This window comes from Vibrio nigripulchritudo (assembly GCF_027924785.1).
GTDB lineage: Bacteria > Pseudomonadota > Gammaproteobacteria > Enterobacterales > Vibrionaceae > Vibrio > Vibrio nigripulchritudo.
In genome coordinates this window covers 3,843,258-3,865,189 of sequence record NZ_AP027049.1, presented here as the reverse complement: position 1 = coordinate 3,865,189, position 21,932 = coordinate 3,843,258, and the positions used below count along the sequence as shown (strand labels likewise).

Sequence of the window (21,932 nt, the reverse complement as noted above, 5' to 3'; positions counted from 1 at the left end):
AGTGTAAAACAGGAGACACACAAAAAAGAGGGTAATTCCCCATTTCCTCTTTTTTGTTTCGATTTAAGTACTCTGTTTTGACTGGAAAAAGCCTAGAATTTTAGACAGCGCGACATTTCGGATGTGGTCGCGTTCAAACAGTAGTTCATGGCGGGAGTCAGGCAATACCAGTTTGTCGTTAGGTAAATTGGCGTGTTTCAGGTTATTGATGAAGGCTGATTGAGCCTCATTACTGACGATAATATCGTCACCAGCTTGTAGCAACAGCAAAGGGGTTTTGATGTCGGCGGCGTGTTTTACGCACTGCTGCGCCGCAATGAGGCTTTGCCAGACCCAATGACTGCTTGGTCCGCCCAGTTTGAGTTGTGGCATGGTTTCATACAGCTCACGGAACCAGGTGTAGCGGGTCTTGCTGAAGGTTAACGGGTTGTTCTCGAACGGCTTGATCCAGTAAGGACCTTGCCCGGGCGCAAAGTCAGGGGCTTTTGAAAAAGAGGAAATGATGCGGCTCAGCGTTTTGGCAATAGGCTTCATGTACCAGGAAAGATTGAGCCCAAACATGGGTGCACTGAGCGCAGCCGCCTGAAAAGGCGCGCTCGGATGCGTCTGTAAGTAGCGTGCGATGATGGCTCCTCCCATGGAGTGACCGAGCAGAAAAGACTCATCGTAACGTTCCACGTGAAACTGCGACACCATCAAATCGAGGTCTTCAACGTAATCCTGAAATTCGACCACATGCCCTAACTCAGGGTTATCGAGCAGCCTGTCCGACAGCCCTTGTCCCTGATGGTCATAAGAATACACGTCATAACCCTGTTGGAACAAATCAAAGAAAAGCTCCTGATACTTCCAGGTGCTCTCAATTCTTCCGTTTACTACCACAATGGCTTTGGTGTGCTCTGGTGAAGTAAACGACACCCAATAGAGTTGGCGCTGGTTTTTACCCTTCGCATAGCCGTGTTGCCTTTGTTGCCAAAAAGGCGCAATCTGTAGCTCGTAATTTTGCGAAAATGTGTCTTCCTGACTGAATGGGTAATGTGAAGAAGCGGTTTCGCTCATGGTTGTCTCTATTGAATGCCTGTGTATCTCTATATTGTACGCTTAAAATGACGCTTAGATGTAGAGGCGGTTGCCCATTTGCGGTAAATACGTGTTCAGGTTTTGAGCGTTTTAGTCATATTGAAGAGCCAGATGGCTGGGGTAAAAGGTTGTAAGAATGGATCTCCAGATTCTTTTGATGTACATCGCAACTGCGACGATATTTAGTTTCGCTCCGGGCTCAGGAACTGTGAACTCGATCAGCAATGGTATCAAATATGGGATGCGTAAGTCGTTACCAGCAATCTTGGGTTTACAAATTGGGCTTAGTTTTCATATCGTCTTAGTGGGAGCAGGGATAGGCACCTTGGTCGCACAGTCTGCGATCGCGTTCACCGTGATCAAGTGGGTTGGTGTGGCGTACCTAATCTGGCTAGGTATCCAAAAGTGGCGTGAAACCGCGAGCTTACAGATATCTGAAGAGCAAAAAACGGTATCGGGATGGCAGTTAATGAGGAACGCAGTCTTCATTAATTTGACCAATCCAAAGTCCATTGTGTTTCTAGTTGCGTTGCTTCCACCATTTATCGATCCGGCTCAGGACCAGTTTACTCAACTGGCTATACTCGGAGTAACCACGATTATTATCGATGTATTGGTGATGCTCTTTTACACGGGAATGGCTGCGCAGTTTGGCAAACTGATTCGATCTGAAAAGGTGATGTCCAAAATGAACCGGATATTTGGCTCGATGTTTATCGGTTGCGGAGCTTTGCTAGCGACAGCAAGAGCTTAATGCACAACAGACTCTAACAATTTGGACTACCGATATATGTCGAAATACGGTATCTTCTCGGACCAGTGATACCTTCAGTTTGTGGTTTTGGGTAATTATCTATGTATACCTATGTTGCTCGGCAACCTATTCTCAATAATAAATGCCAGACCATAGGCTATGAACTCCTGTTCAGAGATGGGGAACACAACGCGTTTCCCGCTCATGTTGACTCCAACCGAGCGACTTATCGACTGATTGTCGAAAACTTCCTGTCGTTTGGCAGTAAAGTGACGTCTAAAGCCTCGCGCTATTTCATCAACTTCCCTCACGAAAGCCTTGTTCGACTGCTTCCTATGGCGCTGCCCAAAGAGCAGATCATTGTAGAAGTGCTGGAAACTTGCCGTCCGACGGAGGAGCTTCTGCAAGCGATTCGCTATCTGCACCGACACGGTTATGCCATCGCTTTGGATGACTTTGACTTAGGTCCGGAGTGGGAGCGCTTCGTCCCATACGCCAAAATCATCAAAATCGACTTGATGCAGGTTGGCGTGGAGCAAGCCTGTGAATACGTTCGTCAGAAAATCGCGGCTGGGTCGAAATGCAAATTTCTGGCAGAAAGGGTAGAAACCTATCAGGAATTTGAAGCGGCACGGGAAGCGGGTTTCGACTTCTTCCAGGGTTTCTTCTTTAGTAAGCCTGAAGTGATTCGCAATCGGGCAGTAAAACCTGAACAAATGCTGGCGCTGGAGCTGTTTCAGGAAGTGTGTCAGGCAGACGTGGATTATGACCGAGTCGAGCTACTGGTGACGCAGGACGTGACGCTCAGCTACCAGCTCCTTCGGTTTGTAAACGGCATGACGCCGCGCATCTCTGTACCGATTTCCTCTTTTCGTCAGGCTCTGGTGTATCTTGGGCAAGATAAGCTTAAGCAGTTTGTTTCTTTGGTTGTGGCGTCTTACGTTTCCAATAAAAAGCCGCTTGAGCTGCACAAGCTCTCCTTGCAGCGCGCCAGATTCTGTCACCTGATGACACGCTATCAACCGTTTGATAGCCAGCGCGATCAAGCCTTTATCATTGGTCTGTTTTCTCTACTCGACTCTTTCCTCGACCACTCGATGGACAGCTTGTTAGAACAACTGCCTTTGTGTGCAGAAATCAATATTGCTTTACTGCAAAGGCAGGGGCCTCTTGGGCAACTCTTAACTCTTGAAGAGCGCTTTGAAAATGCGGACTGGGATGGCGTAGAAACCCTTTGTCAGTCACTGAAACTCAAAGTTGATGATGTACGCAATGAGCTACATGAAGCCATGACGTGGAGCGAACACATGCAGACCATGATCCTCAAAAACACCAACTTAACGCCTCCACCTAAAGCCGTCTGTTCTTAAGGCAAAAGCATACTTCGTCTTTATTGCTCCTGAGTGAATTCATTCAGGAGCAACCTCACTCTTTTATGACAATTCCGTGAATTCAAGAAAAACTGCTTGACCCAATCGGTTTGATTTTTAATATATATGGATATGCGAATATATTGAGATTAAGCCATGTTACCCCACCTGTTTTTTAAGATGCTGTCAGACGAAACCCGTCTGAGGTGCCTGTTGCTGCTTTCTCGAGAAGGCAGCCTTTGTGTGTGCGAACTGATGGATGCGCTGGAAGAAAGTCAGCCGAAGATTTCCCGCCACTTAGCGCAGTTAAGGCAGTCCGGTGTGCTGGTGGATGAACGCCGAGGTCAGTGGGTGTATTACCGAATCGCTGCAGATCTTCCGGGGTGGCTCTCCAATGTGATAGAGGGCATTGCCAAATCCGAGTGCTTAAAAACGCAATATCAATCAGACATTGAACGGTTGCAGCGTGCAGACAGACCTTGTCAGTAAAGGCTTTGCAACGGATTAAACTTAGGTCAACAGACCCAATTATCTAAATTTTTGAATGGACAAAGAACGATGACGATTAAAGTAGGTATAAACGGTTTTGGACGTATTGGTCGCTTAGCACTAAGAGCGTCTTTCGATTGGCCAGAAATTGAATTTGTACACATCAATGACGTTGCGGGTAATGCAGAAACACTTGGGCATCTGCTTGAGTTCGATTCAGTACAAGGTCGCTGGCACCATGAAGTATCGGTAGAGAACACGGATATTGTGATTCAGGGGCAGCGTATTACCACTTCGCAAAATCAATCCATTGCAGACACAGATTGGTCTGGCTGTGATGTAGTGATTGAAGCCACTGGCGTGCACCGCAAAACTTCTTTTCTAAATCAATACCTTGAGCAAGGTGTCAAACGTGTTGTGGTATCTGCACCGGTGAAAGAAGAAGGCATCGCCAATATTGTGGTGGGTGTGAATGATGAGATCTTCGACCCTGCAGTACACAAAATTGTGACGGCAGCTTCGTGCACCACAAATTGTATTGCCCCTGTGGTGAAAGTGATTCATGAAAAGCTGGGTATTGAGCAGTCTTCGTTTACCACCATTCATGATCTGACCAATACCCAAACCATTCTGGATGCGCCTCACAAAGATCTTCGCCGAGCTCGCGCTTGTGGCATGAGCCTTATCCCAACTACCACAGGCAGCGCGACAGCGATTGTGGAAATCTTCCCAGAGCTGAAAGGTAAGATTAATGGCCATGCGGTACGTGTTCCTCTGGCTAATGCCTCTCTTACCGATATCATTTTCGATGTGAAAACCGACACCACACCAGAAGAGGTCAATGCGCTTCTGAAAGAAGCATCGGAAGGCGAATTAAAAGGCATTCTGGGCTTTGAAGAGCGTCCGTTGGTGTCGATTGACTACCGAGGTGACCAGCGTTCGACAATTGTGGATGCACAGTCAACCATGGTAGTGGGAACCCGCATGGTGAAAATCTACGCTTGGTATGACAACGAAATGGGCTACGCCACGCGTACCGCTGAGCTGGTTCGCAATGTTGGTCTGGCGTAAGGAGAGTAGCAATGACACATCCTACCTGGAATTTAGACCTTGAATCGGGTGGCTTGGTACTGACACCTTGCCCTGGCACCAAAGGCGTAGCGCTGGAGGCGTCACTTCAACAGCTTAAAGATGAAGGCGTGCAAGCTGTTGTAACCGCATTGGATAACGCCGAGCTAGCCAGCAAAGTAGTCAGTGATCTGGGTGAAATCACTGAAAAACTGGGAATGAAATGGTTCCAGATCGAGATAGAAGACGACTGCGCACCCAGTGATGCATTTACAGCGAAATGGCAAAAAGCCAGCCCAGAGCTGCACAAGATACTGAATCAAGGTGGCAAAGTGGCTCTGCACTGTATGGGGGGATCGGGCAGAACAGGTCTGTTTGCTGCGCACCTTCTTCTGGAAAAAGGCTGGGAACTTGCAGACATTATCCGCGAAGTACAGGCTCTTCGCCCAGGTGCATTCACCAAACCCGTTCAGGTTGATTACATCGAACGCGTCGCAGGTTAGCAGCTTATATGGCTTTTGGATCATCATGATCCAAAAGCTTGTTTAACCTCTACATTAGATCGACCAATCCTAAATCTTGGGAGTTGTCATGTTTTCAGGTTTGAGTAAAAGCGTACGCCAATACATGTTGGTGACCTTTAACTATTGGAACTTTACCCTCACGGATGGTGCACTTCGAATGCTGGTGGTGCTTTATTTCCATGATTTGGGATACAGCACATTAGCCATTGCCTCTCTCTTCCTTTTTTATGAATTCTTTGGCGTTGTCACCAATCTTATTGGCGGCTGGCTTGGTGCCCGGCTTGGGCTAAATCGCACCATGAACATCGGTTTGGGCATGCAGATAGTTGCCCTGTCGATGTTAGCCGTACCCGCAGGCTGGCTGACCATACCATGGGTAATGGCGGCGCAGGCGTTGTCTGGTATCGCAAAAGATCTGAATAAGATGAGTGCTAAGAGCGCTATCAAGACATTGGTGCCCGATGAAAATCAAGGAGCGCTTTATAAGTGGATCGCGATTCTCACCGGTTCTAAAAACGCGCTCAAAGGGGCGGGCTTCTTCATTGGTGGATTACTGCTTTCGCTTGTCGGCTTTAAATCTGCCGTGTTGATTATGGCAGCTGTTCTTTTCTGTGTATTGATTGGCAGCTTGATTGCGTTAGAAAGCAACATGGGTAAAGCGAAAAATAAACCCAAGTTCAGTCAGATTTTCTCTAAATCCGAGAGCATCAATATTCTGTCTGCGGCGCGCATGTTCTTGTTCGGCGCACGTGATGTGTGGTTTGTGGTCGCACTCCCCATTTACCTTGGTTCTGTTTTCGGCTGGGACCACCTATGGGTGGGAGGGTTTCTCGCCAGCTGGGTGATCGCTTATGGATTTGTTCAAGGGTTTGCGCCCAAAATCACAGGCAAAGCACAGGGCAGGGTTCCAGATGGTTCTGCGGCACTATATTGGGCGCTGCTGCTGGCGGTGATCACTGGTGTGATTGCGTATTCAGTGCAGATGGAATGGCACCCACAATGGGTGATCGTGATTGGTTTGATGATATTCGGTGCGGTGTTCGCCGTGAACTCGTCACTCCACTCTTACCTGATTGTCAGCTATGCCAAAGGCGATGGGGTATCGCTGGACGTTGGCTTCTACTACATGGCAAATGCCATGGGCAGACTGATCGGCACGGTATTGTCTGGCTGGGTATTCCAGGTCGCAGGGCTGGCGGCGTGTTTGTGGGTGTCGTTTGGCTTCCTCGTCCTGACGGCGATAATCAGCATTAAATTGCCAAAGCATAAGCCTGTCACCGCTTAATTGAAAAACAAAAAAGCCCGGCGTTAAGCCGGGTAAAGAGGGGAACTCTAAAACGGGTGTCACCCGAAAAAGTGCAAGGATTAGGTTCGAAACTTGTCTTACTGGAGCCAGGCGTTCAGCATCCAGACCAGCTTTTCCTGTTCGCGGATGTAGTCGCTCATTTGGGCAGCCGTACCTTCATCTTCTGCTTCTCCGGCAAGCCCGAGAATGCCACGTTGCTGGCTGATAAGCTGGCTAAAGCCTTTCACTAAACCTTTCATGGTGCTTTCACCATCAAATGCTTGCGTGTGTTCTTCAATGGTGCTGACTTCCAAATATTCAGTGAAGCTGTGAAGAGGAGTATGACCCAGAGTCAGAATACGCTCGGCAATTTCATCCACCTTGGTTTGTAGGTCAGTGTAAATTTCTTCAAATTTTTCATGCAATTCGAAGAAAGCGTGCCCTTTAATGTTCCAGTGGTAACCGCGGCTATTCATGTACAAAACCTGGTAGTTCGCTAGAAGCGTATTTAGCGCTTTTGCGAGGTCTTCAGATTGTTGTTGGTCTAAACCGATAAGTGTCGTATTCATGATGCTCTCCCAATGTTTTCAGTATTCTTTCTGTCTATGGGAGTAGAATAGCGATTTTCTATTGTTCGTTAAAATCGATTGTAATTATAAAACCAATAGTCAAAAACTATTACCAATAGACCTTAGTTTCGATTGAGTGTTTTCAACACCAATTGAAGTGCGGGGTTCAGGCTGGTGTTGGTGGGATAACAGAGCCCGACACGGCGGAACATTCTAGGACCGTTAAGCGGTTTGGTGATCAGCATATTCGAGGCTTCCAGAACCCCAGTCGGAAGAAATGAAATACCGACCCCAGCTTGTGCCAGGTGCATGACTTGGGTTTTGTGTTCCGCTTTGGCCACCAAATTAACGGCTAGCCCATCGCATGCAAGAAGACCGACCGTTTGTTGGTGAGCTTCACAAGGCGGGCATTCGATGAAGTCGTGTTGATGCAGCTGATTAAGGTCAACCGAATCCTGTCTGGCGAGCGGGTGTTCTGGCAGCATGCAGAGTACGTAGTCCTCTTCCCAAAGCGGAGAGAAGATCTCGTCTTCCTGCTGGAACATATCTAACGAAATACGCGCATCGTAATCGGCATTATGATCCACCAGTTCTACCAGCAGGTTCGGGGCGTGTCTGGCAAGCTTAGCCAGCAGTTTTGCCAGTTCAGACTGACTGATGTCAGGAAAAGTCGCCAGCCTGATAGGCAAGCATTGGTTGCGCTCCTGAAACAGGGTAGGAAGCTTCTGCACGTCGTGAAGCAATCGGATTGCCAAAGGGTATAAATGGTGGGCTTCATCGGTGAGATCCACCCCTTTTTTATGCCTGACGAAGAGAGATGTATCCAGCTCTTCTTCGAGTTGTTTTATCGCATTAGAAATAGAAGGCTGTGAAACAAAGCAGCGCTCGGCTGCCAGCGTGATGTTCTTTTCTTCATAAACGGCAACAAAGCTTTTCAGCAGACGCAGATCCATAATTGACTCGTTTTCTTTTTATCTATAACTCAAACTTATCATAAACCTCAGAAAACGATATTTATCATTTATTTCTCTTATCCATATAGTGTCCTTCGTTCCGGTGAAACAAACAGAGAGAAAGAAAATGTCCAAATTAATCGTTATTACAGGTGCCAGTTCAGGTATTGGGGAAGCGACCGCGAAAAAGCTGTCTGCAGAGGGTTACTCACTGCTTCTACTGGCACGACGTATTGAAAAGCTTGAAGCGTTGAACCTGCCTAACACCTTGTGCCGCAAAGTCGATGTAACTGATGTAGAAAGCTTTAAATCGGCAATTGAAGAAGCAGAAGCGCAGTTTGGCCCTGTCGATGGTTTAATCAACAATGCAGGTGTGATGCTACTGGGCAATGCTCACGAGCAAAATCCTCAAGAGTGGAAAACCATGTTTGATGTGAATGTGATGGGGCTACTCAATGGTATTCACGTCGTACTGGCGAAAATGAAAGCTCGCAAATCGGGCACCGTGATTAACATCAGCAGTATTGCTGGTCGCAAAACCTTCCCAAGCCATGCAGCGTACTGCGGGACTAAGTTTGCGGTGCACGCCATTACAGAAAATATCCGCGAAGAAGTGGCTGATGACAGCGTTCGAATGATCACCATTGCTCCAGGTGCTGTTGAAACAGAATTGCTAAGCCATACCACAAGCGACGAAATCAAAGCGGGTTATGAAGACTGGAAAGAAGGTATGGGCGGTGTGATTGCACCAGAAGACATTGCGAATGCGATCAGCTATGCCTATAACCAACCACAGAACGTTTGTGTGCGTGAGATCGTAATTGCGGCTACTCGCCAGCCTGCATAATGTGATGTAGATAACTGTTTCTAAACCTTCACATTCTTCTGACGGTGAGACTGATTTCCCCTCGAGATTTTACTGATATATTTCATGACAAATCGGGGGAGATTTATGCAACAACGGGTATTTTATCTGGATCTTTTACGCTGCGTCGCTGCCATCGCTGTGGTGGCGATTCATGTATTGGGTCCATATCGACATATGCTGGGAGATGTGCCACTTTCTCATTGGTTGAGTGCTGCAAGTATAAACAGTGCGATTCGATGGGCTGTCCCCATATTCATTATGATCACAGGTGCGCTGTTGTTGAGTGATCGTCGACCGTTTGACTTGCGTTACTACGTTCAACGAAGAGTCGTGAAAGTGGTCCTGCCGTTTTTGGTCTGGTCACTCTTTTTTGCCTGGATAGCGTCTATGTCCCCAACGGGTTCTACGGACTGGCAACTATTTCAGGAAAAAATCGCGGGCTTTTTCAGTCACGAAACCTATTACCATCTTGGCTTCTTTTACTATTTCATCCCCCTTTATTTTGTCGCGCCGTTTCTTGCTCACTTAGCAAAGCATGCTGATCATTCCCCCTTGATTGCATTGCTGGTGGTCTGGCTTTCAACGACGGCGCTAAATTTGTTTTACATTGATGGTCTATGGTCAAACGACTTATGGCTTTTCTCTGGTTACTTGTTGTTGGGGTATCTGCTGTTTGCTCAGGAGCGCGTTTCTGGGTCGTCGGTCATGCTGATGTGCGCTATAGCGATTGCAGCGATCTTGTGTAATGCCTATCAAGTGGTGACTCTCAGTCTGGAAGCGGAGCAGTATCGAGTAGGAAGGTGGCTGTCTTACAAAACCATTAACACAGTAGTGGAAGCCGCCGCGCTGTTTTTGTTAATTAGGTATCTTGCACCAAGTTTAAGCCGGAAGACTAAAGAGGTCGTGTCTTTCGTAAGCCGTCATAGTCTAGGTATATACCTGGTACATCCCTTGATTTTGCTACCTTTATATCAATGGCGTTGGTATGAGGGCAACCATGCTCTTTGGATCATTCCAGTGTGGACGGTGATCGGTTTTTCGGGTGCCCTTGCCTTAAGTTGGGGGTTGTCCAGGACGCGATATACGCGGTGGTTGGTGCCTTAGCGCTTCATCGCAAAGTGAAGAAACTTCTGACCCTGATAGGTCAGTGTGCCTTTATCGCCTGGATTCAGTGCCTGATAGTAGTGAACACCAATCTGAAATTCGCGTTTAGGTCCGACTTTCCCTTTCTGGACGTAGATCCAATACTCCTGAGGTTCTTCGCCGGGCTGTGCGTCGGGGACATCAATGATTTGTTTGTCCAAAACCGTGACTTCGGCTTTTTGCTCAGGCGCATCTTCGCCTAACGTGTGTTGTTTCTGAAAGCGAACAAAATACCAGCCAGCCGCAATAGCCAGTACAAGTAGAAGAGCGAATAGAGTTACAGGCATGTGAGTATCATCTTTGAAACACAATGGAGCTCAATTTTACTCTCAGAGGCGTGTTCGTCATATAAGTGCGGCACAAAGCGTGATCTAGCTAGAGAATTTGTTGCCGTAAATGCGCTAAATTCAAACGAGGATAGCCATAAAACAGCGAGTTAGGTACTTATATACTGTCATCAGTTATGAAACTGGTTTAGAGACATGGACAAAGTCCGGTACTTCTCTGTAAGGAGGCACTCTTATGTCAGATATCGAAAAAGTCGTGATACGAACCCGTCGCTTGGAAAAGCTGCTGCGCCAGCAGTATCACGCATCTGGCGCGAATATGGATCAGCTCATCAGTAGTTGTGAAGAACGTTTGCCTCACGATGTGATCGACAAACTTCGCTCAGTCGCTGCCACCCGGGATTCATTGGTGAATGATGAGAATGATATTGACCTGGATAATCCGGGGCAGTTTTTAAAGCTTTGTGATGAGTGTGAAAAGGAACTGACCCCAAGAAGTGGGAGATTTATATGGGGAGTCGCACTCAGCTTGATGGTGTTGATCACCTTAGCTGCGCTGAGCTTTTACTACGCACATTGGCAAGAATTAAGTAAGCATCTTTAAAATACAGATAAAACGAAAAAGGGTGACGCATTTGCGTCACCCTTTTTCGTTGGGGTATGAGTCAAAAACTTATACGTAAAGCATTGGCAGCGTCATCAAACCAACAACTACTGCAATCATCACAAGTCCTTGTCTTTGGGAAGGTGTAATCATAACACTGCTCCTAAAAATCTTTATTTAACCGTTGACAAAAAGAATAGCATTACTTTTGGGGGTTGATCAAGTTTTATTTGATCTGGTTTTCAAAAGTATAAGTTTTCTATTCTTAAAGTGACCGAAAACCGTCACTTTAATGTCAGGGTTTTTGTTGTTTTATATTTGTTCGATGTTTGGTTTTTCTTTAAAGATTCTTATTAACTTGTTGTATTTAATTGATTTTATTTTGTTTCTATTTTGCTCTAATAGTTGTCTTGTTTAAATGGGGTCTAGAGTGTAACTGATCGTTTTTGGTCTAATAAAACGTTGTTTTTGGTGTTTTCTATGTGTTGGGTTGTTTTTAATTGAGAATAGATATCAACAACATGGTGGTTATTAAGATAGATTTAATTAAGAATGACATACTGCCTTCGTGTTTTACTTAGAGACTTCTTATTAATGTTTTTAGTTTATATCTTTTTAAAAACAATGGATTAAATTTTTACTTAGATTGGTTTTATAAGTTTGAAAAGTGGAATTTCTCTATTTGAATGGTGTTTTTATAGAGAAACTGACAATGAGTGATACAAGGCGAGAGATTTACAAACGTTGTTAATGTTATGTGTCAGTATGTTGAATGTCTGTTCTTATTTACCGTTTGAAGATTAATCCAGATCGAATATTGAGCATTTGTCTCTGGACTTCGTTTGAGCTCTCTCTACACTGACCCTCTACTTTAAGAGTAGCTGAATTTGGCGAACGGTTATTAAGAGGTCAATAGCACGTGAAGCAAACCAACCTACTAGACATTGCAACCCAAAGCTCCGGTGATAAAAGTAACGCGATCTTCCGACCGCTTGTTGCTGCATTGCTGTGCATTGCTATTTGGGTCACTGCACCGAATGCAGATGCAACGCAATGGATGCTAGGAGGTTTTATTACCCTGTGCCTGAGTGACTTGGTTCGTGGACTGACTCTGCCCACATCCAAAGTTGCGTTTGCCTTCGACCTTGTTGGGATTGCCGCTATTAGTGGTGCATACTGGTCCCAGCTTGATAGCGAGATCATTTGGTGGTTACCAGCTTTCCTGTTTGCGTCTGGTGTAATTGTATTTCTGCTAATGCTTCCGCAGCTCGACACACTACTTGCCCCTGTGACTTTGATGGGAATGGTGCTGGTTCAGTTGCTATGGGCTTCGGGAGAAGTCTGGCTAGCGCAAATGAGCCTGTTTAGCCTGATTGGCTTTATTGGCAGCTTGGTCTTACTGGCGTCACAAATGCTTTTTGTTCTCCACCATTACAGAAAGCCTGTTCAGAACGGAGAAGCCTGGGGATCAGTCAGCTACTTTGTTGCGCTGTTTTTCATCGCTTTATCCATTATCTTTGCTCTACATCAAACAGCCTAGTCGAGCTTCCATTACGCTAAATCCTCATTAGCGTATTTCGGAGGTCCTATGTCCCAGTCTATTCATGCACACCAAGTGCTTAACCTTCTTGCCGAGCAACCACTGACCATTCAAGGTCTGACTCAGAAAATTGAAGCAGAATTCGGTGCGGATGCGACTTTTCATACTTGCAGCAAAGAAGGCATGACCATTGAAGCCTTATTAGAGTTTTTCATTCAAAGGCAGAAAGTATTTGTTGAAGGTGAACTTATCTCTCTGAACGCAGCGCGAGTCTGCTCCCACTAAACAAAATGCAACTAAGTCCAATTGAGGTATATACTTGTCGGCATTTGATGTCGACTTGAGATTTTTGATGGATATTTTATCCGCTGCTGTCATGTTGTTTCTGATTATGGACCCACTCGGCAACCTTCCGGTTTTGCTGTCCATCCTTAAACATCTGGACCCTAAGCGAAGAAGAAAAATACTGGTTCGGGAGCTGTTCTTCGCGCTGCTGATTTTGATGCTGTTCCTGTTTGCGGGTCAGAAAATTCTGAACTTCCTGCATGTCCAGCCGGAAACGTTAAGCATATCTGGGGGGATCATCCTCTTTATCATCGCGATTCGAATGATATTTCCACAGCCAGGTGGCGTAACCGGGCTTGCCGCAGGTGAAGAGCCTTACATTGTCCCTATCGCCATCCCTATGATTGCAGGACCTTCGGTGATCGCCTCGTTGCTACTTCTTTCTAACCAGGCTCCGGACAGGCTGTGGGAGTGGTCAGGAGCCGTAATGATTGCCTGGGGTGCCAGCTTCCTGATCCTGATGTTCTACGATTTCTTCCATAAACTGTTGGGAGAACGTGGTCTAAAAGCCGTCGAGCGCTTGATGGGACTGCTTCTGGTGATCATCTCCACCCAAATGTTTCTGGATGGTGTTAGTTCATACTTCAAGGCTACCTAATCTAATGACTCCGCTTAATAACAAAGAAGCCGCAACATCTGTTGCGGCTTCCTTTTATTACATCATGTATTTTCGGCGGATATCCAATAGCGAGAAAATACCAAACAGCAATATCGACCATTTTTCCCAACGCGTGGTTTGAACTTTATCGCCAAATGCACCAATGAAAATTAACATCTGTAAACCATGCATGATGAACAGAAATGCGGTCATGATGTACAGAGCAATGGCCGCTTTGCCTGGAAACGGATGAAAAATATTCACCAACAGGACCAGCCAGACAAACGCGATGGCTGCTTTCGCAAGAACCAGAAGTATCTTCATTTCTCTTCCCTTTCAAACAAACGGTAGCAAACCTGCCCCGCGGTTTTCTCGCGGTACAGCTGCCAATGAGCCGGAATGGAATCCAGAGCCAGCTCTTTTTCCGCTTCAATATAAATCATCGCATTGGCGCTTAACCAGCCATTTTGTTCAAGCAAATGTATCACAGCGTCCAACAGGTCTTTTCGAAAAGGCGGGTCGATAAACACCACGTCGTGTGCCGTGCCGGTCTGTTTTAAAAAGTCCAACGTATCGGCATGAATGGCTTCAATGGAATCCGTATTCAGCGTTTGGATATTGGCAAGCAATTGCTTGTGTGCCTGAGGATTCATTTCCAGCATAGTGACACTGCTCGCCTGACGGCTTGCCGCTTCGAACCCAAGACCCCCCGAACCTGCAAAAAGGTCCAAAACCTTCGCTTGAGGGACATCCTGAGCCAGCCAGTTGAATAAGGTTTCTTTGACTCGGTCGGTAGTTGGGCGCAGCCCTTCAGCATCGTGAACAGGGAGTTTTCTGCCGCGCCAAAGCCCGCTGATGATTCTGACAAAGCCACTGGATTGTTTTTTTTGTGATGAGTTTGACTGACGACGTCTTGCCATAGATTTTTTGACCGAGAATAAAGTGATAGTATACGCGGTCAAGTGTACCAGAAAGTTTTTGATGTTTATTTAGGAACCCCGATGACAGGTAAGAAAAAACGCGGATTATTGTCTTGGCTGGGCTTTGGTGAAGAAGAGCAAAACCAGCAAGCCAACCAACAGACGCAAGATGGCGCTGGAGAACAAACAGAGCAGCCAGAAACCCCATCACAGCCTCCTGTCGCTGAAGAAATTAAGGAAGAAGCTGTTACTGAAACAGTGGATGAAACCCTAGAAGACACGCAGGACATTCCCGAGCAGGCAGAGACAACGGAAGAAATCGTTGAGGAGCCCGCTAAACCTGAAGTGATTGAGCAGGAAAAGCCAACAGAAAGCTTCTTCACTCGCCTGAAGCGTAGCCTGAGTCGCACCAAAGAAAACATCGGTGCAGGTTTCTTTGGCATGTTCAAAGGCAAGCAGATCGATGAAGACCTGTTTGAAGAGCTGGAAGAGCAGCTTCTGATTGCCGATGTGGGTATGAACACCACAGTGAAAATCATCGACAGCCTGACGGAAAAAGCCTCTCACCGCGATTTAAAAGACGGCGAAGCGCTTTATGGTCTGCTGAAAGAAGAAATGGCAGACATCCTGAGTCACGTTGAGCAGCCACTTGAAGTTGATACAACCAAGACCCCTTACGTGATCCTGATGGTGGGGGTGAACGGTGTTGGTAAAACGACCACCATCGGTAAGCTTGCGAAACAGTTCCAGTCTCAGGGCAAGAAAGTCATGTTAGCCGCGGGTGATACCTTCCGCGCTGCAGCAGTAGAACAACTTCAGGTATGGGGTCAGCGTAATGATGTCCCTGTGATCGCCCAACACACGGGTGCCGATAGTGCTTCTGTGATTTACGATGCCATTGAAGCAGCGAAAGCGCGTGGTGTAGACGTGGTGATCGCCGACACTGCGGGTCGCTTGCAAAACAAGAGCAACCTGATGGAAGAGCTTCGCAAGATTGTGCGTGTGATGCAGAAGATTGATGGCTCAGCTCCACACGAAATTATGCTAACGCTTGATGCGGGTACCGGGCAAAACGCCATCAGTCAGGCAAAACTGTTCAGCGAAGTAGCACCAATTACGGGCATTACGCTAACAAAACTTGATGGAACTGCCAAAGGTGGCGTAATTTTCGCCATTGCTGATCAATTTAAGATTCCAATTCGCTATATTGGTGTAGGCGAAGGTATCAATGACTTGCGACCATTTGAAACGCAAGAGTTTATTGATGCACTATTTAGCCGAGAAGATTAAATACGGCGAACAGATAGGAATCAGCACGCGTGATCAGGTTTCAGCAAGTCAGTAAAGCATATCGTGGTGGCAGACAAGCTCTGCAGAAGGTGGATTTCCACCTGCGCCGCGGAGAAATGGCCTTTCTTGGTGGGCATTCAGGAGCAGGGAAGAGTACCCTGCTCAAACTCATTTGTGCGATAGAACGCCCTACCGACGGCAAGATAAGCTTCAACGGGCATGATATTACTCGTATAAAAAACAACGATATCCCGTTTTTACGCCGCAATATCGGTATCGTGTTTCAGGACCATTGCCTGCTGATGGATCGAACCGTTTACGACAATGTTGCACTCCCGATGCGTATAGAGTCGGTTTCTGAAAATGAAATCAAGCGTCGTGTGTCAGCCGCGCTGGATAAAACCGGATTGCTCGACAAAGCACGTTGCCTGCCTAATCAACTATCTGGTGGTGAACAGCAACGCGTTGGTATTGCCCGCGCCGTGGTAAACCGCCCAACTTTGCTGCTTGCGGATGAACCTACAGGTAACCTTGATCAGACCTTATCGAACAAAGTCGTGAGTTTGTTTGATGAATTCAATCGCGCGGGTGTATCCATATTGTTTGCCACTCACGACGTCGATTTGATGAATACGCGTCCTCAGTACCGCCGTCTGGAGCTGAATCAAGGCTTTTTGAGTGAGGTAGATTCCTATGGGCGCTAATAATCGACCAAAAACTGATGGTTTTCTAAAGCTGCACTTCAAACAGGCCAAAGCATCTTTAGTCGAATTGCTGAAGAGACCACTTGGCAACATGCTGACCTTCGCCGTCATTGCAATGGCGTTAACCTTGCCAGCAAGTTTGTATCTGGTCGGAAAAAACCTCAGCGTTGCGGCGCAGGGTATGAATACCTCCTCCCAAATTAACGCCTTTTTGATCGAACAGACCCCTGAAGCCCGTATCATGGTGCTGAAAGACGAGTTAGAAGGTTTCACTGAAATAAAAGCGGTGGAATACGTGTCTTCTCAACAGGGGCTGGAAGACATGAGCCAGCATGCGGGTCTGGAACAGGCTTTGTCATTGCTGGACGATTACGCGCTCCCTGCGGTGTTGGTTATTACTCCAAACGTAACTGACCAGTCTGAGTTATCTCAGCTTTCCATCAAGCTTCAAAATTACTCGGAAGTGACGGACGTCCGAATGGACGAAGACTGGTTAGAAAGATTGGGTGCAATCCGCAATCTGGCATTGATTCTGGCAGCAGCGCTTGGCGTATTGATGTTGGCTGCGGTCTTTTTGATTGTGGGTAACACATTAAGATTCAACGTGCTGGCGCACAAAGAAGAAATTCAGGTCATGAAGCTCATCGGCGCTACCGATAGCTTTATATTAAGACCCTATCTGTATACTGGTATGTGGTTTGGTGGTATCAGCGCGATTGCTGCGTGGATTTTAACCGCGATCATTACTATTGTTTTGAATGGTGCGGTGGAAGACCTCGCTGTGCTATACGATAGCCAGTTCCGATTGATCGGGTTGAACTGGGATGAAACCGTCATCTTACTGATGATAGGAACGGCACTCGGTTTAGTGGCTGCAAAGCTTTCCGCTCAACGTCACTTGAGAGAAATTGAACCTGTGTAACAAATTTAAGTCATATATTGTGGCGAATGGCGTTGCAGACAAGATCTCTGACTTGCCAGTGACGTTTAACTATGGATAATAACTTTCCCCCTCTTGGATTTGTTCATTTTGAGTTCAAGAAGGCAAGTTTAAATTAACCATTGCTCTAAATTCAGAGACAAATGAGGAATTGAATGACTAAGCAAGCGTATCCGATGGCTCTAGTTACACAAGATAGCCTAGACAGCTATATCCGTTCAGTGAACAGCTACCCAATGCTGACCGCTGAAGAGGAGCGTGAACTGGCCGAACGATTACACTACAAAGGCGAAATTGACGCGGCGAAAGGGCTGATTCTATCTCACCTTCGATTTGTTGTTCACGTAGCGAGAGGTTACTCTGGCTACGGTCTTCCAATGGCTGACTTGGTTCAGGAAGGCAACATCGGATTGATGAAAGCGGTGAAACGCTTTAACCCTGAAGTTGGGGTTCGTCTGGTGTCTTTTGCTGTTCACTGGATCAAAGCCGAAATTCATGAATACGTACTGCGTAACTGGCGTATCGTTAAGATTGCGACCACTAAAGCGCAACGTAAGCTTTTCTTTAACCTGCGTAAGAACAAGAAACGTCTTGGCTGGTTTAATAACGGTGAAGTAGAAACCGTGGCTCGTGAGCTGGGTGTAGAGCCTTCAGAGGTGCGTGAGATGGAATCTCGTCTTGCCGCACAAGATGCTACGTTCGAAATGCCGACCGAAGACGATGATTCTGCGGCAGCTTACTCAGCGCCAGTGCTTTACCTCGAAGACAAGCATTCTGACGTTGCTGAAAACGTAGAAGCATCCAACTGGGAAACGCACACCAACAACCGTCTTAGCCATGCATTGGCAACATTGGATGAACGCAGCCAGCACATTGTGCGTTCTCGTTGGTTAGATGATCAGAAAGCGACGCTTCAGGAATTGGCAGATACTTACAGTGTCTCCGCAGAGCGAATTCGTCAGCTCGAAAAGAACGCGATGAAGAAGCTGAAGCTGGCAGTAGGCGAGTTCTGATTTAGCACTTAAATTTTTAGAAAGCCGGGATCCGAAAGGACCCGGCTTTTTTGATCTTTCAAATAAGGCTGGCTTGTGGATAACTCTGTGAAAATAACTTTCGGTATAAGTGAGAAATACGGGTGTATATTGGTGTGAAGACCCTTTTGTCCTATGGGGATATGTTTACTCTTACACACAGAAAAACAAAGATCATCACTACATATTGTGGATCTAAGATCCAAAAAACACTTTATCAACGCAATCCACAGAGTTTTCCACAAATGGTGCAAAATTACACAGCCGTGGATAACCTTATTACTTCCAAGTCTAACTTTGCCTTTGGATACGTTACACTTGAGGTCATAAAAAAGTTTACTCAAAGAACGTCACATAATAAGGAATCCAATGGAGCAGTTTAAGCATATTGATGTCTTACAAGCACAACAGAAATTAGAAAATGGCGAAGCGGTGATGGTGGACATTCGTGACCCTCAGTCGTTTGCTCTGGCACATGCACCGAGCGCATTTCACCTGACTAACGATACGATTGTGTCTTTTATGAACGAGCATGAGTTTGAGCAGCCTGTTTTGGTGATGTGCTACCACGGTGTGAGTAGCCAGGGTGCAGCGCAATACATGGTGAATCAGGGGTTTGAGGAAGTGTATAGCGTCGATGGTGGTTTTGAAGCTTGGCAGAGAAGCGGATTCTCTGTTGAGACGGCATAGGACAATAAGTGATAAGACTGGCGGAAGTAGACAACCCTAGACTGGGTCAAGCCTATATTGATTATATGGCATCAAGAGATATCTTGGTTGAGATGATGCCAGAGGGCGAAGGGCGCTTTGCCTTGTGGCTGCTGCATGATCAGGACGCAGAAGAAGCCAAAGCTGAATTTACTGCCTTTATTCGTGACCCTGGCGACCCCAAATATTCAGAAGCTTCCTGGAAAGTGGCGGAAAGTCGAAAGCGCCAGTTTCGCTACCATTCTCCCTCTGTCGGTTCCATGATTGCCGCAAAAGCCGGTCCAGTTACTTTGATTGGGATGGTGGTTTGCGGGGTCATATTCTTTGCTCAAATTATTGGTTTTGAACGAGCACTTTTAGAACTCTTTCATTTCCCGGCATCTTCTCAGCAAGCATTTGAAATCTGGCGTTGGTTTACTCATGCCATTCTGCATTTCTCTGTTTTACATATCGTGTTTAATGTTCTTTGGTGGTGGCAGCTTGGTGGTGATATCGAGCGAAAGCTGGGCAGCGGCAAAGTCATTCAAATCTTTTTAGTATCCGCAGCGGTTTCTGGTCTTGGGCAGTTTATTGTTGCTGGCCCTAATTTTGGCGGTTTGTCCGGAGTGGTGTATGCCCTGCTGGGATACATTTGGATGCTCAGCTGGAAAGCGCCACATCTTGGGGTTACGATCGCTAAACCAATAGTTGGTTTTATGTTGGTTTGGCTTATTTTCGGATTTGCCCAGCCTTTTATGGCAATCGCCAACACGGCACATGTTATGGGTTTAGTGACGGGCTGTATTTTGGGTCTGATTGACGCGCACACTAAACGTGTATTGAAGTAAAAATCGCGAATAAAAAAGAGGCGCTTTCACGCCTCTTCTCATCTAACTTTCTGAATGGTCTTTCTTACTGATATAGATATTTGGTGAACAGCAGATCTGACACCACGGTTTTACCTGTCTCGGGAAGCAATATTTCATTCAAGTGCGCCATCAGTTGTTTGCGCAGCTCTTCTCTACCCGACAAAGACTTCACTGTATCTTCCCCTTGTTTTCCAAGCAATTCAATAACTGCATCTCGAATCAGAGGAGTATGTTGCTCAAGCAACGGGACAAAGGTCGCATCAGGCACCATAATATCTATACGAACTTGTAGATATCCAAGCTTCTTACCATTGGTGTGGAAGTTAGTCGTCAAGTCCGGTTGCAATGTGTAGTACGCAAATTGCGGTCCGGTCTTTTCTTCTTCAGCAGCTCCCGCAACCGAAAAGAGCAGTGCAAAAGCTAAGATAAATGGCTTTATAAGATTTCGAATCATAATGGGTCTTTTCTTTTTATGGGTAACTTGGGGATCGATAGTCTGTTACAATACTGGGTCAACAGTGACCAAAATAAAAGAAATTTTTCCAGCATCACGCTTTATTGTAATGCGTCAAATAGAATAATGGTATGGATGAGTTGAAATCGTTGTACTTAACCGCACTGAAATCAGTTACCTGGCAGAAACCCGAGCACTTTTCTTTTCGTGATGAACACTCAAAACAGTGGTTGTTGGAGTCGGGATCGCTGTCGCGTTTGCTCGCCGAACGTTGCAATAAACTTGATGTTGATTTGTTAAATAACAGCACAATAGACACTGACCATTTAACGGGGGACGAGCTTCAGCGTTTGCCTGCGGAATCGTGCCTATTACGTGAAGTCGTTTTGTCTGGCGACAGCACGCCATGGGTCATTGGGCGTACATTAATTCCAACCTCTTCATTGGAAGGGCAGCAATCTGATCTCGCGCGTCAGGGTACCATCCCATTAGGGCTTACGGTTTTCAGTGCTGAAAACGTGCATCGTGATGGTTTGGAGCTTGGTTGGGCAAAACTGCCTAATGGAGAACTGATGGCAAGGCGATCGACGCTTTGGATGAATCATAAACCTATGCTGGTGGCGGAACTGTTTTTACCCGATGCACCAATCTATACCAAGGAGAAGGTGTAAATGCTAAAGGCGAAGGCTCAGGCATATTGCCAACTGATGCGACTGGATCGCCCGATTGGCTCTCTGTTGTTACTTTGGCCGACACTTTGGGCGCTGTTTCTTGCCGCCGAAGGCTTTCCTCGCTGGGACGTATTATTGGTGTTCATCGCAGGCGTCTTTCTGATGCGTTCTGCGGGTTGTGTAATCAATGATTATGCGGACCGCAATTTTGATGGTCATGTGAAACGCACGCAAAACAGACCTTTGCCTTCCGGGCTAGTGAGTGCGAAAGAAGCACTGGCACTTTTCGCTGTGCTAGGGTTGGTTTCTTTCGTTCTGGTTTTGACCATGAACAGCTTGACCATTCAGCTTTCATTTGTGGGCATCGTACTCGCGTTTATTTACCCCTTTATGAAGCGCTTTACCCACTTACCACAACTCTTTTTAGGGCTTGCTTTCAGCTGGGCAATACCCATGGCGTGGGCGGCGCAGTCTGGTGAATTACCGCCGCAAGTGTGGCTGGTCTTCCTTATCAATGCGCTCTGGACGGTGGCTTATGACACCCAGTACGCCATGGTGGATCGCGACGATGACCTGAAAATCGGCATTAAATCTACGGCGATTCTGTTTGGACGTTTCGACAAACTGATTATTGGTATTCTTCAACTGATTTCCGTCGGTCTTTTGATTGCTCTGGGTATGTGGCTACAGCTTGGCAGCGGCTACTATTGGGGAGTATTGGCGACAGGTGCATTGTTTGTGTATCAGCAACACTTAATGCGGCATCGAGAGCGTGATGCGTGCTTTCAAGCCTTTCTCAACAACAACTATGTTGGGATGGCTATCACCATTGGGTTGGCGATTTATTACTTCTAATCGTTTGAATTCGCTACACTGTCCACTTACTTAA

The 21,932-nt window shown here is 46.5% G+C and carries 27 protein-coding genes; 20 read left to right on the top strand and 7 right to left on the bottom strand.

Translation table 11 applies throughout. The features are described from left to right. Positions 1 to 63: 63 nt before the first annotated feature. A complete protein-coding gene (locus QMG91_RS17630) occupies positions 64 to 1,059 on the bottom strand; it encodes an alpha/beta fold hydrolase (RefSeq protein ID WP_200766345.1) in 996 nt (331 codons plus the stop codon). 157 nt (positions 1,060 to 1,216) lie between these two features. Between QMG91_RS17630 and rhtB the strand changes: the two genes are divergently transcribed. The 6 genes from rhtB (at position 1,217) to arsJ (ending at position 6,570) form a co-directional block, all read left to right on the top strand. Further along, positions 1,217 to 1,834, top strand: a complete 618-nt coding sequence (rhtB, locus tag QMG91_RS17625; protein ID WP_022590379.1) for a homoserine/homoserine lactone efflux protein — start codon at positions 1,217 to 1,219, stop codon at positions 1,832 to 1,834. A gap of 101 nt (positions 1,835 to 1,935) precedes the next feature. Beyond that, positions 1,936 to 3,204 (top strand): EAL and HDOD domain-containing protein, encoded by a 1,269-nt coding sequence (locus QMG91_RS17620; protein ID WP_004405218.1) that lies wholly within the window; start codon positions 1,936 to 1,938, stop codon positions 3,202 to 3,204. Between the two features lie 156 nt (positions 3,205 to 3,360). Continuing rightward, on the top strand, positions 3,361 to 3,693 hold the full coding sequence (locus QMG91_RS17615) for a metalloregulator ArsR/SmtB family transcription factor (protein ID WP_022552093.1): 333 nt from the start codon (positions 3,361 to 3,363) through the stop codon (positions 3,691 to 3,693). A 69-nt stretch (positions 3,694 to 3,762) separates the two neighbouring features. After that, positions 3,763 to 4,764 carry an ArsJ-associated glyceraldehyde-3-phosphate dehydrogenase gene (locus QMG91_RS17610; RefSeq protein WP_038195715.1) on the top strand — a complete coding sequence of 334 codons (1,002 nt, stop codon included), beginning with the start codon at positions 3,763 to 3,765 and terminating at the stop codon, positions 4,762 to 4,764. 11 nt (positions 4,765 to 4,775) lie between these two features. Continuing rightward, positions 4,776 to 5,264, top strand: a complete 489-nt coding sequence (locus tag QMG91_RS17605) for a cyclin-dependent kinase inhibitor 3 family protein (protein WP_281827975.1) — start codon at positions 4,776 to 4,778, stop codon at positions 5,262 to 5,264. Between the two features lie 88 nt (positions 5,265 to 5,352). Next, entirely contained in the window at positions 5,353 to 6,570 is a 1,218-nt protein-coding gene (gene arsJ / locus QMG91_RS17600) for an organoarsenical effux MFS transporter ArsJ (protein ID WP_004405212.1), read from the top strand. A 98-nt stretch (positions 6,571 to 6,668) separates the two neighbouring features. Here the strand turns inward: arsJ and QMG91_RS17595 are convergent, their stop codons facing one another. Together QMG91_RS17595 and QMG91_RS17590 are read right to left on the bottom strand one after the other, a co-directional pair. After that, positions 6,669 to 7,139 (bottom strand): Dps family protein, encoded by a 471-nt coding sequence (locus tag QMG91_RS17595; protein WP_281827973.1) that lies wholly within the window; start codon positions 7,137 to 7,139, stop codon positions 6,669 to 6,671. Positions 7,140 to 7,261: 122 nt separating this feature from the next. Beyond that, the gene (locus tag QMG91_RS17590) at positions 7,262 to 8,092 is read right to left on the bottom strand and encodes a LysR family transcriptional regulator (RefSeq protein WP_200766342.1); all 831 of its coding nucleotides are present in this window, start codon (positions 8,090 to 8,092) and stop codon (positions 7,262 to 7,264) included. 127 nt (positions 8,093 to 8,219) lie between these two features. On the opposite strand from QMG91_RS17590, the gene QMG91_RS17585 reads away from it, so the two are divergent. Beyond that, positions 8,220 to 8,939 carry an SDR family oxidoreductase gene (locus tag QMG91_RS17585; protein WP_022590382.1) on the top strand — a complete coding sequence of 240 codons (720 nt, stop codon included), beginning with the start codon at positions 8,220 to 8,222 and terminating at the stop codon, positions 8,937 to 8,939. A 105-nt stretch (positions 8,940 to 9,044) separates the two neighbouring features. Further along, complete coding sequence (locus QMG91_RS17580; RefSeq protein ID WP_281827969.1) at positions 9,045 to 10,064, top strand: acyltransferase; 1,020 nt, start codon at positions 9,045 to 9,047, stop codon at positions 10,062 to 10,064. On the opposite strand, the gene QMG91_RS17575 is transcribed toward QMG91_RS17580, so the two are convergent. Beyond that, positions 10,061 to 10,390 (bottom strand): DUF2500 domain-containing protein, encoded by a 330-nt coding sequence (locus QMG91_RS17575; RefSeq protein ID WP_004405199.1) that lies wholly within the window; start codon positions 10,388 to 10,390, stop codon positions 10,061 to 10,063. The two genes, QMG91_RS17580 and QMG91_RS17575, sit on opposite strands and share 4 nt — an antisense overlap. A 235-nt stretch (positions 10,391 to 10,625) precedes the next feature. Between QMG91_RS17575 and QMG91_RS17570 the strand changes: the two genes are divergently transcribed. The 4 genes from QMG91_RS17570 to QMG91_RS17555 all read left to right on the top strand — a co-directional run bounded on the left by QMG91_RS17570 (position 10,626) and on the right by QMG91_RS17555 (position 13,477). Continuing rightward, complete coding sequence (locus QMG91_RS17570; RefSeq protein ID WP_004405197.1) at positions 10,626 to 10,994, top strand: hypothetical protein; 369 nt, start codon at positions 10,626 to 10,628, stop codon at positions 10,992 to 10,994. Between the two features lie 919 nt (positions 10,995 to 11,913). Continuing rightward, positions 11,914 to 12,534: a lysoplasmalogenase family protein gene (locus tag QMG91_RS17565; protein ID WP_022552085.1), complete on the top strand. Its 621-nt coding sequence runs from the start codon at positions 11,914 to 11,916 to the stop codon at positions 12,532 to 12,534. A gap of 48 nt (positions 12,535 to 12,582) precedes the next feature. Beyond that, complete coding sequence (locus QMG91_RS17560) at positions 12,583 to 12,819, top strand: YecH family metal-binding protein (RefSeq protein WP_281827966.1); 237 nt, start codon at positions 12,583 to 12,585, stop codon at positions 12,817 to 12,819. Between the two features lie 67 nt (positions 12,820 to 12,886). Then, on the top strand, positions 12,887 to 13,477 hold the full coding sequence (locus tag QMG91_RS17555; RefSeq protein WP_281827964.1) for a YhgN family NAAT transporter: 591 nt from the start codon (positions 12,887 to 12,889) through the stop codon (positions 13,475 to 13,477). Positions 13,478 to 13,534: 57 nt separating this feature from the next. On the opposite strand, the gene QMG91_RS17550 is transcribed toward QMG91_RS17555, so the two are convergent. Further along, a complete protein-coding gene (locus tag QMG91_RS17550; protein ID WP_004405193.1) occupies positions 13,535 to 13,801 on the bottom strand; it encodes a DUF1145 domain-containing protein in 267 nt (88 codons plus the stop codon). Then, positions 13,798 to 14,397, bottom strand: a complete 600-nt coding sequence (gene rsmD, locus QMG91_RS17545) for a 16S rRNA (guanine(966)-N(2))-methyltransferase RsmD (RefSeq protein WP_281827961.1) — start codon at positions 14,395 to 14,397, stop codon at positions 13,798 to 13,800. Before rsmD ends, QMG91_RS17550 begins: the two co-directional genes overlap by 4 nt. A gap of 81 nt (positions 14,398 to 14,478) precedes the next feature. Between rsmD and ftsY the strand changes: the two genes are divergently transcribed. The 6 genes from ftsY to glpG all read left to right on the top strand — a co-directional run bounded on the left by ftsY (position 14,479) and on the right by glpG (position 19,897). Then, positions 14,479 to 15,687: a signal recognition particle-docking protein FtsY gene (gene ftsY / locus QMG91_RS17540; protein WP_223095528.1), complete on the top strand. Its 1,209-nt coding sequence runs from the start codon at positions 14,479 to 14,481 to the stop codon at positions 15,685 to 15,687. Positions 15,688 to 15,716: 29 nt separating this feature from the next. Then, positions 15,717 to 16,391, top strand: coding sequence for a cell division ATP-binding protein FtsE (ftsE, locus tag QMG91_RS17535; protein ID WP_004405186.1), 675 nt, complete (start codon positions 15,717 to 15,719; stop codon positions 16,389 to 16,391). Further along, positions 16,381 to 17,313 carry a permease-like cell division protein FtsX gene (gene ftsX, locus QMG91_RS17530; protein ID WP_281827958.1) on the top strand — a complete coding sequence of 311 codons (933 nt, stop codon included), beginning with the start codon at positions 16,381 to 16,383 and terminating at the stop codon, positions 17,311 to 17,313. Before ftsE ends, ftsX begins: the two co-directional genes overlap by 11 nt. 173 nt (positions 17,314 to 17,486) lie before the next feature. After that, positions 17,487 to 18,344, top strand: coding sequence for an RNA polymerase sigma factor RpoH (gene rpoH / locus QMG91_RS17525; protein WP_004405181.1), 858 nt, complete (start codon positions 17,487 to 17,489; stop codon positions 18,342 to 18,344). 387 nt (positions 18,345 to 18,731) lie between these two features. Then, complete coding sequence (glpE, locus tag QMG91_RS17520) at positions 18,732 to 19,052, top strand: thiosulfate sulfurtransferase GlpE (protein WP_281827955.1); 321 nt, start codon at positions 18,732 to 18,734, stop codon at positions 19,050 to 19,052. Positions 19,053 to 19,060: 8 nt separating this feature from the next. After that, positions 19,061 to 19,897 carry a rhomboid family intramembrane serine protease GlpG gene (gene glpG, locus QMG91_RS17515; RefSeq protein WP_281827953.1) on the top strand — a complete coding sequence of 279 codons (837 nt, stop codon included), beginning with the start codon at positions 19,061 to 19,063 and terminating at the stop codon, positions 19,895 to 19,897. Between the two features lie 64 nt (positions 19,898 to 19,961). Here glpG and QMG91_RS17510 read toward each other — a convergent pair whose 3' ends face one another. Continuing rightward, the gene (locus QMG91_RS17510) at positions 19,962 to 20,372 is read right to left on the bottom strand and encodes a flagellar basal body-associated protein FliL (protein ID WP_022552078.1); all 411 of its coding nucleotides are present in this window, start codon (positions 20,370 to 20,372) and stop codon (positions 19,962 to 19,964) included. Between the two features lie 131 nt (positions 20,373 to 20,503). Between QMG91_RS17510 and QMG91_RS17505 the strand changes: the two genes are divergently transcribed. Further along, positions 20,504 to 21,043 (top strand): chorismate lyase, encoded by a 540-nt coding sequence (locus QMG91_RS17505; protein WP_022552077.1) that lies wholly within the window; start codon positions 20,504 to 20,506, stop codon positions 21,041 to 21,043. Continuing rightward, positions 21,044 to 21,898, top strand: a complete 855-nt coding sequence (ubiA, locus tag QMG91_RS17500; RefSeq protein ID WP_281827951.1) for a 4-hydroxybenzoate octaprenyltransferase — start codon at positions 21,044 to 21,046, stop codon at positions 21,896 to 21,898. The last annotated feature ends 34 nt before the right edge of the window (positions 21,899 to 21,932 follow it).